Here is a 13892-nt window from a genome sequence, read left to right on the forward strand (position 1 = left end):
CCCGGTGCGCGAGCGGCGGACCGCCACCGATGAAACAAGTTCTAGACATGCTCGACCATTTGTCTTACCGTCGATACATGAGCACGACGATGTCTCACGAGGCACGCTTCACCTTGCGTTCCGGCGACTCCTGGCGCGACCCCTGGCCGATGTACGCCGCCTTGCGAGAATCCGATCCGGTGCACCACGTCGTCCCCGAGAACCGCCCGCACGAGGACTACTACGTCCTTTCGCGCTACGCCGACATCTACGCGGCGGTGCGCGATCCCGAGACGTTCTCCTCGGCTCAGGGTCTGACGGTCGACTACAACAATCTCAGCGAGATCGGGCTCGGCGAGAACCGGCCGTTCGTCTTCACCGATCCGCCCGACCACACCGTCTTCCGGCGCCGCGTGGCCAAGGGGTTCACCCCGCGGCAGGTCCAGGAGATCCGGCCCGCGGTCGAGGCGTTCGTGATCGAGCGGCTGGAGAAGCTGCGCGCGGCCGGTGGCGGTGACATCTCGATGGAGTTGTTCAAACCGCTGCCCACCATGGTGGTGGCGCATTATCTCGGTGTGCCGGAGCAGGATCGGGCACAGTTCGATCGCTGGAGCGAGGCGATCGTGGCGGCCTCGGCGACCGGCGGTATCGAGCATGCGCAGGAGGCGGTCGGTGAGCTGACCCAGTACTTCATCGCGATGATCGAGAAGCGCAAACTCGAACCGGCGGACGACACCGTCTCCCATCTGGTGGCCTCGGGACTCGGCGCCGGCGGCGACTTCGGCGAAATCCTGCAGATCATCGGTTTCGCGTTCACGATGATCACCGGGGGCAACGACACCACCACCGGAAATCTGGGCGGCGCGGTGCAATTGCTGACCAGCTACCCCGAGCAACGGCAGCGCCTGCTCGACGATCCGAGCCTGATTCCGGGCGCGGTCGACGAATTCCTGCGCATGACCTCGCCGGTGCAGGGTCTGGCCCGCACCACCACCCGCGACGTCGAGATCGAGGGCGTCACCATTCCGGCGGGACGGCGGGTGCTGATGCTGTACGCGTCGGCCAACCGGGACGAGCGCGAATACGGTTCGGACGCAAGCGAACTCGATGTGACGCGGAATCCGAAGAACATCCTCACCTTCGGCAACGGCAACCACCACTGCCTCGGCGCGGCCGCCGCCCGCATGCAGGCCACCATAGCGCTACGGGAACTGCTGGCCCGCTGCCCGGACTTCTCCGTGGATCCGGACGGCGTCCGATACACCGAGGGCAATTACGTGCGCTGGCCGGTCAACGTTCCCTTCGTCCCGGCATGAGCGACTGGCTGGCGCATCCGCGCTCCCTGCAGGCGGCCGAGCGGATCCTGGACGCCGCCGCGAGCCTGTTCTCCGAACGCGGCGTGAACGCGACCCAGATGGGCGATATCGCCAAGGCCGCCGGCTGCTCGCGGGCGACGCTGTACCGCTACTTCGACAGCCGGCAGGCGGTGCAACTGGCGTTCGTGCATCGCGAGGCACGGCGGGTGGGCGCCCGCGTCACCGCCGAGATCGGGACGATCGCCGACCCCGGCGAACGCGCCGTCGCCGGAGTGCTGGCCAGTCTCCGCGCGGTGCGTTCGGACCCGCTGCTGATCGCCTGGTTCCGCCCCGACGACGCCGGAGCGACCCTGCAGATCGCCCAGACCTCCGAGGTGATCGAGGCCATCGCCCGCTCGCTGTTCACCGCGGAAACGTCCTCGGCACAGGATGATTGGGCGCAGCTGGCCCGCTGGCTGACCCGCATCATCGTCTCGCTGCTCACGGTGCCCGGCCGGGACGAGGCCGAGGAGCGCGACATGCTGGAGCGCTTCATCGCTCCCCTCGTCGCCCGGGCCGGCTGATCCCACTTTCCCGGCGCACACCGTCCCGGCGCACCCGCCCGGCCCGACGGCGCCGGACATGCCACGCGGGAGCCGTCGCGCGGCGCCACGCCCGCGCACCTTGCGCGCGCGGGCGTCGCCCAGCAGGCTTGGGATATGGATTCGCTCATCATGTCCGCTCGCGACCTCGATTTCCTGCTCTACGAGTGGCTCGACGTGACCGGGCTGACCGAGCGCGAGCGCTATCGGGAACACAGCCGCGAGACCTTCGATCAGGTGCTCGCGCTGAGCCGGGAGCTGGCCGAGAAGTACTTCGCCCCGCACAACCGCCAGGGCGATCTGCACGAGCCGACCTTCGACGGCGAGAAGGTGCACATCATTCCGGAGGTGGCGACGGCGCTGTCGGCCTTCGCGGAGGCGGGATTCGTCGGCGCCGCGATGGACGAGCGCGTGGGCGGTATGCAATTGCCGCATACGGTCTTCACCGCGTGCATGGCGTGGTTCTACGCCGCCAATGTGGCGACCGCCAGCTACGCGCTGCTGACCATCGGCAACGCCAACCTGCTCGCCGCGCACGCGGATTCGGAACAGCTCGACCGCTTCGTGCGGCCGATGCTCACCGGGCGCTACTTCGGCACGATGGCGCTGTCGGAACCCCAGGCGGGTTCCTCGCTGGCCGACATCACCACCAAGGCCGTCCCGCAGGACGACGGCACGTACCGGCTGTTCGGCCGCAAGATGTGGATCTCCGGCGGTGACCACGACCTGTCGGAGAACATCGTGCATCTGGTCCTGGCGCGCATTCCCGGATCGGATGCCGGAACCCGCGGCATCTCGCTGTTCATCGTGCCGAAATACCTGCCCGCCGAGGACGGTTCGCTCGGCGAGCGCAACGATGTGGTGCTGGCCGGGATCAACCACAAGATGGGCTGGCGCGGCACGGTGAACACGGCGCCGGTCTTCGGCGACGGGGCGTTCACACCCGGCGGCGCACCGGGTGCGGTCGGCTATCTGGTGGGTGAGCCGAATCGCGGACTGACCTACATGTTCCACATGATGAACGAGGCACGCCTGGGCGTCGGCCTGGCCGCTACCGCGTTGGGGTACACCGGCTTCCTCAAGGCCCTCGACTATGCCCGCAATCGGCCGCAGGGCCGCCCGGTGACGGCGAAGGGCGGTGCGAGCGCGCAGGTCCCGATCGCGCAGCATCCCGACGTTCGCCGAATGCTGCTGGCGCAGAAGGCCTATGCCGAAGGCGCGCTGGGCCTGCAGTTGTACTGCGGCACCCTGATCGACCGCCAGCGCAGCGCCGTGGACGCCGACGAGGCGCAGCGCGTCGCCCTGCTGCTGCGCGTCCTGACCCCGATCGCCAAGAGCTGGCCGAGCCAGTGGTGCCTGGCCGCCAACGACCTCGCCATCCAGGTGCACGGCGGCGCCGGATACACCCGCGACTACGACGTCGAACAGCATTACCGCGACAACCGCCTCAATCCGATTCACGAAGGGACACACGGCATTCAGAGCCTGGACCTGCTCGGCCGGGCGGTGGTCGCGGACGGCGGCGCGGCACTGACCCTGCTGCTCGACACCATGGGCGAAACGGTCGACCGGGCTCGCGCGACCGGCGACGCGGAACTCGGCGACTTCGCCGATGCGCTGGCCGCGGCCGCCGGACGCATCGCGACCACCACCGCCACGGTATGGCGCGACGCCGATCCGGAAGCGGCACTGGCGAATTCGTCCGCGTACCTGGAGGCGTTCGGACATGTGGTGCTGGCCTGGATCTGGCTGGAGCAGGCGGTGGCCGCCGCGCGCGGATCCGAGGACTTCCACCGCGGTAAGCGGGTCGCGGCACGGTACTTCTTCCACTGGGAATTGCCCCGTACCGCACCGCTTTTCGATCTGCTCGACGCGATGGATCGCACCACGACCGACCTCGACGACGCCTGGCTCTAACACACCGAGCCGGGCGACGCCCACCCCTCCTGGCGATATTCGGCCATCGCGCCGCGGACTAATCTGGCCCGGTGGAGACGCACCCGGTGGAGATGGGCTGGCAGCAGCTGGCGCGGCAGTTCCTCGTCGACGAGGACGAGGCGATCATCGCGCTGAACAAGCCCGCCGGGATCGCCGTGACCGGGGAACGCCACGACATCGATCTGGTCGAGCTGGCCGCGGCCGAGGGAATCACCCTCTACCCGGTGCACCGCATCGACAAGGTCACCTCGGGCCTGGTGCTGTTCGCCAAGGATCTGGCCGCACACGGCGGATTGACCAGGCAGTTCACCAAGCGCACGGCCGACAAGCGGTATCTGGTCGTCACCGCCGCCACCGATCTGCCCGACACCGGCGTGATCGACCTGCCGTTGAGCGTCGGGCGCAAGAACCGGGTGCGGATCGCGGCACCGCGCGACACCATCCGGCGGGAGGGGCAGATGTGGACGGTCGCCGAGAGCGATCTGCTGGCCGGTAAGAACTATCCGTCCCGGACCGAGTTCACCACCGTGGCGCGGACCGATCGGCACACGGTATTGCTGGCCCGGCCGATCACCGGGCGGCGGCATCAGATCCGGGTTCACCTGGCCTGGATCGGCTATCCGATCGCGGGCGATCCACTGTTCGACAAATCGGGTGAGTACGCGCGCACCCATCTGCACTCGCTGTCGTTGCGGGTGGAGGCGCCTTGGCGTGCGGATTCCGAACTCGCATTGACCGCCGTACCGGGTGCGGATTTCTTCTCGACGGGATCGAGCCCGATCATCGACGATCCGGCCGCCCTGCTCGAGCGGATCGCTGCGGAATAGCGGCCCGCCGTTTCCGGCATTTCCCCATAGCCTTCTGCTATAAAAGGTGGCATCCGTCACGCAGACGGCGCGCTGAGGACCTTCTACTCTGGACAAGTGCCGTATCGGCACACATGCGGCCGAAGCGATCACACCCGGGGGCCGATTCCACACGGGCTCGCACAGGTCGTTCCCGGCGACGGGCGCAACGGTGCGATCCCACGAGAAAGCGGACGCCATGATTCTGTTGGCACAGCTCAGCGATACCCACTTCGACCTGGATTCGCGCAACGCCGAACGAGTCGCCGCCGTTCTCGGCTACCTCGACCGATTACCGCGCCGGCCCGACGCCATCCTCGTGACCGGCGACCTCACCGAATCCGGGACCCTCGCCCAGTACGAACAGGCGCGCAAAGCGCTGACCACCGACATTCCGCTGTACGTCCTCCCCGGCAACCACGACGACCGGGCCAATCTGCGGCGGACGCTCCTCGACGGCGCCGCCGAGGAGGGACCGATCAATCAGGCCGTCGATATCGGCGGGCTCACCGTGGCACTGCTCGATTCCACGATTCCCGGCTCGGGCGGCGGGGAGCTGGGCGAGCGAACCTACGCGTGGCTGGACCGGTTGCTGGCCACCACGCCCGCGGACGCCTCCGTGCTGGTGGCGATGCACCACCCGCCGGTACCGATGTACTCGACGGTGATCGATCCCATCCGGCTCGCCGATCCGGAACGGCTGGAGCGCACCGTCGCCGGTGATGCGCGGATTCTCGGCGTGCTCACCGGACATATGCATGCCATGGGCACCACGCTGTTCGGTGGGCGGCCACTGGTGGTGGCGCCCAGTGTGGCCTCGGCCATCGGCGGGGCATGGGAGGTCGAGGAGCCCGGCGACGTTCCGATCGACTACGCGCCCGACCCGTCCGTGGTGCTGCACGCCGTCGCGGACCGGCGGCTGACCTCGATCGTCCGCACCGTGCCGATGGGCGGCCGGATCCGCGTACAACCGCGCTGAGCAGGGTTTCCGGAACGGGGTTCGGAGGCGGCGGCACGCGCCTACAGTGGAGATACTGTTCTCGATTCGAGGAGCGCGCGCATGCCCGCTACCAAGCCGTCGGTCATCATCGTCGGAGCCGGGTTCGGGGGACTCGGCGCGGCAATCGAGCTGCAGCGCAACGGTTTCGACGACCTCACGATTCTGGAGCGGGCGAGCGACCTGGGCGGGGTGTGGCGGGAGAACACCTATCCGGGCGCGGCCTGCGACGTGCCCTCACCGCTGTACTCGTTCTCCTACGAACCGAAGCCGGATTGGCCGCATCGCTACTCCGGTCAGGCCGAGATCCTGGGCTACCTGCATGCGGTGGCGACGAAACATCGGTTGCTCGAGCGGATCCGATTCGGCGCCGAGGTCACCGAGGCGAGCTTCGACGAACACGCCGGGCGCTGGACGGTTCGCACCGCCGACGGCGACATCCGATCCGCCGACGTGCTGATCAGCGCGGTCGGGCAGCTGTCGCGCCCGCGCATGCCCGATATCGCGGGCATCGAGACGTTCGCCGGGCCGTCGTTCCATTCCGCGCAGTGGAACCACGATGTCGACCTCGCCGGCAAGCGGGTCGCGGTGATCGGAACCGGCGCCAGCGCAATCCAATTCGTACCCGCCATCGCACCCGAGGTGGCCCGTCTGACGCTGTTCCAGCGGACCGCTGCCTGGGTGGTGCGGCGCACCGACCGCGAGTACCGGCCGATCCATCACGCCCTGTTCGCACACGTGCCCGGCCTGCGGCTGGCCCAGCGCCTGTGGGTGTGGTGCTTTCTGGAGTTCTTCTCCCTGGGCTTGACCGCGATCCCGCCGATCCGGCGCATCGCGACCTGGCTGGGTACCCGCGCGCTTCGCCACGATGTGCCCGATCCGCGATTGCGCGCGAAGCTGACCCCCGACTATCCGGTGTTGTGCAAACGGGTGCTGTTCTCCAACGAGTACTACCCGGCGCTGATGCGGCCGAATGTGGACGTCGTGACCGAGCCCATCGCCGAGGTGGTGCCCGAGGGCGTGCGCACCGCGGACGGAACCGTGCACCCGGCCGACGTGATCGTCTACGGCACCGGCTTCAAGGGCAGCGAATTCCTCTGGCCGATCCGGATATTCGGTCGCGACGGCGCGGAACTGGAGAAGATGTGGGCCGAGGGGGCCCGCGCCTATCTCGGGATGACGGTGCCGGGATTCCCGAATCTGTTCCTGATGTACGGACCCAACACCAATCTGGGCACCGGCTCGATCATCTACATGATCGAATGCCAGGCCCGCTACATCCGGCAGGCCGTGGCACATCTGAGCGAACATCCGGGATCCTGTCTCGAGGTGAAGTCCGAGACCGCGTCGGCCTTCGATGCGCAGACCCAGCGCCGGTTGCTGCGCACGCCGTGGACCGCGTGCTCGAGCTGGTACCGCAATGCCGCCGGGCGGATCACCAACAACTGGCCCGGCACCGTCACCGCGTACCGCTTGCGCACCCGGTCTCTGAATCCGGACGACTACGTCCTGCGCGCACCGGAACCGGTCCATACGTCATGACCAGCCGACGCGGTCCGCGTACGACCTCCGCCCCGGCGAGGGCCGTCCCGCAGTCCGCCGGTGCTGGCAGACTTGAGCCGTGACCGCGCCTCCTTCCGCCGGCGCCGAGCCGCGAATCGCTCACGGCCCGCTGCGCCCCGTCGAACTCGCCACCGCGGCGGTCCTCGGTGGGGTGACCGTCGGGCTGGTGACCATCGGCTCGGTGGTGCCCTACGCGGCGGCCCTCAATCTGGTCGCCGCGGTGCCGATGGGCCTGCTGGCGCAGCGCTACCGGCTGCGCGCCATCCTGGGCGCGACCGTGGCCGCGACCCTGGTGAGCTTCGTCGCCGCCGGCCTGGTGCCCGCGGCCACCGTGGTCAGCGCGGCGACCATCGGCGGCATCATCGGAATCGTCAAACGGCGGCGACGCGGACTGATCACCGTCCTGTTCCTGTCGTCACTGGCCGGATTGATCTGGGCGGCCTTCTCGGTCGGCATGCTCTACCTGTTCGCCGCCTCGCGGCGGCTGGTCTTCGACAACGTGCGCAATATCGCCCAGGGCATCGATCACATGCTCTCCCGGCAGCCACAGCTGGAATCGCTGGGCAACGGTGTCGTCTCGGTCACCGACAGCGTGCTGAGCTGGTGGTGGCTCTATATCGGCGGCGGTGTATTCCTGGGCGTGGTCATGACCGCCGTCTTCTCCTGGTTCGTCCTCGGCTCGGTCCTGGATCGGCTGGAGTGGCTGCCGGGGCGGGATCGACTGGACGCGCCGGCCGATACCCGCGCGGTCGCACCGGTGCCGGTCCGGTTGCGCGGCGTGTCCTTCCGCTATCCGGGTGCGCGCGCCGATGCGCTGAGCGATATCGACCTGTCCGTCGAGATCGGCGAATTCGTCGCCGTCGTCGGCCACAACGGATCCGGCAAGTCGACGCTGACCCGGCTGCTGGCCGGCCTTCCGCCCACCGGCGGCACGGTCGAACGTCCCGGTTCGGCGGGGCTCGGCGTGATCGGCGGCACCGCGCTGGTGCTGCAGCGGCCCGAGAGTCAGACGCTGGGGGTACTGGTTGCCGACGACGTGGTGTGGGGGCTGCCCGCCGAGGCCGCGCGGGCGGTCGACGTGGAGGCGTTGCTGTGCGAGGTCGGGCTGAGCGGGCTCGGTGGCGCGGAGACCGCGACCCTGTCCGGCGGCCAGCAACAGCGCCTGGCGGTGGCGGCCGCCCTGGCTCGGAATCCCGCACTGCTCGTGGCCGACGAGGCGACTTCGATGATCGATCCGGACGGCCGGCGCGAACTGGTCGCGCTGCTCGCCGGATTGCCCGCCCGGCACCGGATGGCCGTCGTCCTGGTCACCCACCACGAGGCCGACGCGGCGGCGGCCGAGCGGGTCATCCATCTCTCCGGAGGTCGCCAGGTCGACCATCTGCCGGCCTGGCCGCGCCCGGTGCGCAATCTGCGACGCTCCCCGATCGGCGAACCGCTGCTGGAGCTGCGGGATGTGCGCCACACCTACAACCGCGGCACCCCGTGGGCGGCGACCGCGCTGCGCGGGGTGAATCTGACCGTCCATCGCGGGGAGACACTGCTCGTGGTCGGCGGCAACGGGTCGGGAAAATCCACCCTGGCCTGGATCATGGCGGGACTCGTCGTGCCGACCACCGGCAGTTGCCGGCTGTGCGACTACACGGGGTCGCGGCCGGTGCACAAGCGCATCGGCGCGGTCGAGCTGGCCTTCCAGCACTCCCGGCTGCAACTGCAGCGCCAGACCGTCGGCGCCGAGATCGAGGATTGGGGCGGGCACGGCACTGGTTCTGGGGCGGTGGGCCGCGCGCTCGACGCGGTCGGGCTGGACCGGGCGATGGCCTCCCGCTCGATCGAGGAATTGTCGGGTGGTCAGGCCAAGCGAGTGGTTCTCGCCGCGATCGTCGCCAGTCGCCCGCAGGTCGTGGTGCTCGACGAACCCCTGGCCGGACTCGATCCGGAGGGCCGCGCGGAGGTGGTGGAACTGCTCGCCCGGCTGCGGGATTCGGGACTGACGCTGATCGTCATCTCGCACGATGTGGCCGATATGGAGAGTGTCTGCGACCGGACGGTCCACCTGCAATCCGGTCTCATCCTGGAAAGCCTGCCGGCCGTCGCGGCCGCCGCCGAGAGCTCGGCCGATGCCGCCGGCGCCCCGGCGGTGGCGCCCCCGGGTCCGGCCGAACCCGTACTCGGCCCGCCGGCCGACGGCGACGGGCGCGGGGAAACGGGGATCGCGGGCCCGCGGTCCGAACCGATGCAGCCCGGGACGAACGGCGCGACGGACGGCGGCCGGCCCGAGACCGATCGAGCCCGGGGCACACAGCGCCGCAGCCGCGGCCGGCACGGCGACGCCCTCGGAGGTGCGCGATGAGTATGGTGCTGCTGCGCGAAGTTCCAGTCGACAGCCCGATCCATCGGCTGTGGGCCGGGACCAAGATGATCGTCGCCTTCTTCATCAGTGTGCTGCTGATGTTGCAGCCCGCGTGGCCGGTCCTGGGCGTGGTGGTCGCCTTCCTGATCGCGATCGGCCTGATCGCCCGGCTGCCGCTGGGCACGCTGCCGCGGCTGCCGTGGTGGTTCTGGGCACTGATCGTGCTCGGCGGGCTGATCACCATCCCGACCGGTGGTGCCGCCGTACTGCGGTATGTCCAGGTCACGCTGTTCGGGCTGGTGTTGCTGACCACCTCGTTCCTGATCGCCTGGACGACCCCGATGAGCGAGATCGCTCCCGCCCTGGCCAAACTCGGTGCGCCGCTGCGAGTTCTGCGGATTCCGGTGGACGAATGGGCGGTCGTCGTGGCGCTGACCCTGCGCGGACTGCCACTGCTGATGGACGAGATCCGGGTGTTGCGCGCCGCCCGCCGGCTGCGTCCGAAGGACGGGTCGATGGCGCGCGGAGCCGCGAATCCGCTCGTGGACATTCTCACCGCGGCCATGGCCGTCGCCACCCGTCGCGCCGGGGAGTTGGGCGAGGCCATCACGGCACGCGGCGGGACAGGTGAATTGACCGCGCATCCGGCCGGACCCCGCCGGGCCGACTACCTCGCTCTCGTCCTGTCGGTGGTGGTGTGCGGCGGCGCGGCGGCGATCGGCGTGTTTCTGTAACTCGCCGAAGCAAATCTTCAGCGATCTCATGTCGAAACGGGCAAACTTATTCCGCTTTGCGAAACACGAAGTCAGGCGATTGAATTCGCCCCACTTTGCGACCGAGTGAAGGTACGGTTACCTCAGTGAGTTAGCCGGACCGCGGCTCCACGCGCAGGGGTTGAGATACGTCGGGGGTATTGGGTTCTCAGCGCGCGTCGTTTTCGGCTACCGAATTTCTTCCTGATGGAGATTGGAACCGGAATGTTTCTGCGCAAGTTCGCCGCTCTTGCCCTTCCGGCAGTAGTGGCCGTCGCCCTCGGGGCAGGTACCGTCCATGCCGATACCGGCGCACCCACGGTGCGCTACGAAACCCATCTGACGGGCAATACCGTCGAAACCACTCTCGACGGCGGCTTTTTCCGCGTCGACGCCGACGGACGCACCGTCGACGTCACCGACGCCGACGGCCGCGCGCTCGTCACACTGCCGCTGTCCTTGCGGCAGGACGGTGTGGAATACCCCCTGCCCCACCAGGTGCGCGACGACGCCCGGGTCCTGGAATTGACCGTAGTGAAGGACGCCGCGGCGGCGCGGCCCGCGCCGGTGACCCCGGTGGCCTCGCCGCTGGAGAATCAGAGCGCGATGAACGCGTTCGCAACCCAATTCGGGCTCGGAACCGCGATCGGCAGCTTCATCGGTACCGCCATCGGCGGAGTGATCGGCTTGGTCGTCGGCGCCGCGGCAGGCGGTATCGGGGCGATTCCGGGATTCATCACGGGTGCCACCGCGGGCGCGATCATCGGCTCGCTGGTGGTCGGCGGACCCACGCTGGTCGTGGCCGCCATCGATCTCATCAGCACGCTGAGTGCTCCGGCGGGCACCACGAAGTGGTACACCGCCACCACGAACTGACTCGCCCAACCGAACATCCCGAAGGGTCCGGCGCCCACACCTCGTGGCGCCGGGCCGTCGGGCCGCGGCACGAGAACGGGTCGCCCGCGCGAGTAGCCGGCCCGTTCGGGAGGCCGAAACCGGTTGTGACGGAACTACTTCTCGTCCGGCACCCACGCCGGATGCCACAGCCGCCCGGACTCGGTCCAGTTCATATACCGCACCGTGCCGGGAATTTTCGGCGTCGCCCAGACGGCATCCTTGCGTTCGTCGGCGGTCAGCTCGTTGGCGAAGGGACTGGTCTTGCGGCGGAGGGGCCGCAGGCGCGCGGTCAGCCCCGACATCTCGCGGTCGCTGAAGCCGGTACCCACCCGGCCGATGTAATACAGCTCGCCGTCGTAGCGGACGCCGACCAGCAGGGAGGCGAATTCTCGTGCGGCACTGCGACGCCAGCCACCGATGATCACCTCCTGGGTGCGCCAGTTGCGCGTCTTGATCCACGACTGGCCGCGCTTGCCGGGCAGATAAACCGAATCCTTGCGTTTGGCGACGACTCCCTCGAGCCGATGCTCACGGCTGTATTCCAGGGCGTCCGCACCGGAACCCTCCAGGCGCGGCGGGACGAGCAGCGAGGGCACGCCCTCGGCCAGCGCCTCCAGCACCTGCCGCCGATCCGCGTAGCGCTTGCGCAGCAGCGAGGTGCCGTCCAGATACAGCACGTCGAAGGCAACCAGTTCCGCATGGGCCGGATCCGCCTGCAACAGGGCCAGATTCGACGAACCCTCGGCATCGAAGACGACCGCCTCCCCGTCGAGCACGATCCGATGCCCCCGCAGTTGCCGCCCCAGCTCGGCGATGCGCGGATAGCGGTCGGTGACGATATTGCCCGCCCGGCTGCGGATCACCACGTTGCCGTCGTCGATTTCCGTGATGACCCGGAACCCGTCCCATTTGGTCTCGAAGACCCAGTCCCGGGCGCCGAGTTTCGCCACTTCCCCGGAGGTCGCCAGCATCGGCGACAGTCCGCGCGGGAACTCGGCTCCGCCCGACCGCGTCTCGGTCCGGCTCGAGGTGCGCGCTGCGACATCGTGTTCGGCGACGCCGTTTTCGGCCGCGCCGGAGCCGCCGCTACGTCCGGCAACCTCTTGCGGGTCGCCTCGGTGACCGTCGGCCGAATCCCCTTGCTCCGCCTCCTCTTCCGGCTCGGCGACCTGCGATTTCATCAGGTGCATCAACCACTGCTTGCCGTCGGTGCGGATGAAGGCGTAGCGGCCGTCGAGACGCTCGCCGTGAAACTGGACGATCACCTCGTCCGCACGCCACTTCTCGGTGTCGTAGGTGCCGGTGTCCCAGATCGTCATCTGCCCGGCACCGTATTCACCGCGCGGGATGGTGCCGTGGAAATGGAGGTATTCCAGCGGATGGTCCTCGGTGTGCACGGCCAGCCGGTTCTGTGACGGCGAGGTCGGCGGCCCCTTCGGCACCGCCCACGACACCAGCACACCGTCGCGTTCGAGTCGCACATCCCAGTGCAGTCGCCGAGCGTGATGCTCCTGCACCACGAAGCGATCACCCGCACCGGGATCGGGCGGCCCGGGCGGAACCGGTTCCGGCGTGCGGTCGGGGTCGCGCATGGACCGGTAGGTCTGCAGCGGATCCGCCGCGCCGGCGCCCAGGGGCGGATCCAAACCCGCCAGCAGATCCCCGTCGGAACGCCAGCGTTCGAGTACCTCGTCGAAGTGCAACTGCCGCAGGCGCTTTCGGTCGGCGATCTCGTCCCAGCTGCGCGGCGCCGCGACCGTCGGCTGCTCGCGCCCGCGCAGCGAATACGGCGCGATGGTCGTCTTCGCGGGGTTGTTCTGGCTCCAGTCCAGGAAGATCTTGCCCGGCCGCACGGCCTTCGCCATCGCCGCCGTTACCAGCGCCGGATGCAGCTTCTCCAGCCCGGTCGCCAGCTGTTTCGCGACCGTCGAGGCGCCGCCGGGACTCAGTACCCGGTCCAGCGGCACATAGATGTGAATACCCTTGCTGCCGCTGGTCACCGGATAGGCATCGAGACCGGCGTCGCGGACGGTATCGCGAATCCACAACGCCACCGTCGCGCAATCGGCCAGGTCCACCCCCGGCCCGGGATCGAGATCGAAGACGATGCGGGTGGCCGGACCGCGCGATCCGTCGACGAAACGCCATTGCGGCACATGGATTTCCAGCGACGCCTGCTGTCCGAGCCACGCCAGCCCGGCCACCGAGTCGATGACCGGATAGTTCACCCGGCGATCGGAATGATCCATCGGCCGGCGCTGAATCCATTTCGGCGCGTGCGAGGCCAGATTCTTTTCGAAGAACGAGGATTCGCTCACCCCGTTGGGCCAGCGCTTACGCGTCACCGGACGGTCGGCGATATGCGGCAGCAGAGCCGGTGCGATGGCGGTGTAGTAGTCGATCACCTCACCCTTGGTGGTACCCGTCGCCGGATACAGCACCTTGTCGAGGTTGGTCAGACCGACCTCGATGCCCCCGAACTCGCGGCGCGCCGCCATAGTCGCAGTGTAAAGCGAAAACGGGCCCCGCCGGAGGAGTGAACCTCCGGCCGGTGCCCGTCGTCGATCGGCGAGTGAGCCCGCTGGTGCCGGGCATCCCGCCTCGTGCTCAGCCCTCCGGCGGCTGCGGCGCCTGCGGCGGGGTTGCGGGCGGAGTCTGCGGGGGCGCGGCG

The 13892-nt window shown here is 68.8% G+C and carries 10 protein-coding genes; 9 read left to right on the plus strand and 1 reads right to left on the minus strand.

What is annotated here, in order from left to right:
• The first annotated feature begins 77 nt into the window (after positions 1 to 77).
• The 9 genes from A5780_RS19160 to A5780_RS19200 all read left to right on the plus strand — a co-directional run bounded on the left by A5780_RS19160 (position 78) and on the right by A5780_RS19200 (position 11200).
• Positions 78 to 1295, plus strand: coding sequence for a cytochrome P450 (locus tag A5780_RS19160; protein ID WP_064909145.1), 1218 nt, complete (start codon positions 78 to 80; stop codon positions 1293 to 1295).
• Entirely contained in the window at positions 1292 to 1858 is a 567-nt protein-coding gene (locus A5780_RS19165) for a TetR/AcrR family transcriptional regulator (RefSeq protein WP_064909146.1), read from the plus strand. Before A5780_RS19160 ends, A5780_RS19165 begins: the two co-directional genes overlap by 4 nt.
• Before the next feature lie 135 nt (positions 1859 to 1993).
• Complete coding sequence (locus A5780_RS19170) at positions 1994 to 3793, plus strand: acyl-CoA dehydrogenase (RefSeq protein WP_063017615.1); 1800 nt, start codon at positions 1994 to 1996, stop codon at positions 3791 to 3793.
• A 71-nt stretch (positions 3794 to 3864) separates the two neighbouring features.
• Positions 3865 to 4641: an RluA family pseudouridine synthase gene (locus A5780_RS19175; protein ID WP_231983013.1), complete on the plus strand. Its 777-nt coding sequence runs from the start codon at positions 3865 to 3867 to the stop codon at positions 4639 to 4641.
• A gap of 217 nt (positions 4642 to 4858) precedes the next feature.
• A complete protein-coding gene (locus tag A5780_RS19180; protein WP_064909147.1) occupies positions 4859 to 5638 on the plus strand; it encodes a metallophosphoesterase in 780 nt (259 codons plus the stop codon).
• Positions 5639 to 5719: 81 nt separating this feature from the next.
• Positions 5720 to 7198 carry an NAD(P)/FAD-dependent oxidoreductase gene (locus A5780_RS19185; RefSeq protein WP_064909148.1) on the plus strand — a complete coding sequence of 493 codons (1479 nt, stop codon included), beginning with the start codon at positions 5720 to 5722 and terminating at the stop codon, positions 7196 to 7198.
• Positions 7199 to 7277: 79 nt separating this feature from the next.
• Positions 7278 to 9572, plus strand: a complete 2295-nt coding sequence (locus A5780_RS19190) for an ATP-binding cassette domain-containing protein (RefSeq protein ID WP_082976565.1) — start codon at positions 7278 to 7280, stop codon at positions 9570 to 9572.
• Entirely contained in the window at positions 9569 to 10306 is a 738-nt protein-coding gene (locus A5780_RS19195) for an energy-coupling factor transporter transmembrane protein EcfT (RefSeq protein WP_030513304.1), read from the plus strand. Before A5780_RS19190 ends, A5780_RS19195 begins: the two co-directional genes overlap by 4 nt.
• A 225-nt stretch (positions 10307 to 10531) precedes the next feature.
• The gene (locus A5780_RS19200; protein ID WP_227463040.1) at positions 10532 to 11200 is read left to right on the plus strand and encodes an ammonium transporter; all 669 of its coding nucleotides are present in this window, start codon (positions 10532 to 10534) and stop codon (positions 11198 to 11200) included.
• Positions 11201 to 11334: 134 nt separating this feature from the next.
• Here the strand turns inward: A5780_RS19200 and A5780_RS19205 are convergent, their stop codons facing one another.
• Positions 11335 to 13719, minus strand: coding sequence for an ATP-dependent DNA ligase (locus tag A5780_RS19205; RefSeq protein ID WP_064909149.1), 2385 nt, complete (start codon positions 13717 to 13719; stop codon positions 11335 to 11337).
• Positions 13720 to 13892: the final 173 nt, after the last annotated feature.

Source organism: Nocardia sp. 852002-20019_SCH5090214 (assembly GCF_001665865.1).
GTDB lineage: Bacteria > Actinomycetota > Actinomycetes > Mycobacteriales > Mycobacteriaceae > Nocardia > Nocardia nova.